Annotated in this window: 1 protein-coding gene; it reads right to left on the bottom strand. The window is 61.2% G+C overall.

The window, feature by feature from the left end; translation table 11 throughout:
* Positions 1–397: Mu transposase domain-containing protein (locus EOL43_RS15395; protein ID WP_420867522.1), on the bottom strand; the 397-nt coding region annotated here is incomplete at both ends.

Below are 397 nucleotides of genomic sequence, written 5' to 3'. Positions count from 1 at the left end.
AGCGGCGCAGGGTTTGCAACTCTTCCGGCATCTCCCAATCAGCCAGGGGCGCGGCCTGATCCAGCGCACCAGGCTTGCGCTCCAATAGGGCAAAGTAATGCACCGGGTTGAAGACCATCTGCTCACGTTCATAACAGCGCGGATGGCGTGCGATAATCTCACCGCCACAGCCAATCTCAACCACATCCACAAAGGCCCGGATCGTCACATCCCGGAAGCCATAGGTGCTGGGGACCGAGTAGTCGTTGGTCCTGTAGCGCACCAGGGATTGTGAACTCACGCGACCGGTGGCTTTGGCGCAGGCCTCATAGGGAGCGGCGGGCAAGGGCCGCATCGCGGCAAGATCACGCTGCAGGCGTTCTTCAATGGTCTCCGTGTGCCCATGCAGGATGGCCGA

This window comes from Aliiroseovarius marinus, assembly GCF_004360145.1.
GTDB lineage: Bacteria > Pseudomonadota > Alphaproteobacteria > Rhodobacterales > Rhodobacteraceae > Aliiroseovarius > Aliiroseovarius marinus.
The sequence above is the reverse complement of the archived record's forward strand: the minus strand, read 5'-3'. Positions and strand labels throughout refer to the sequence as shown.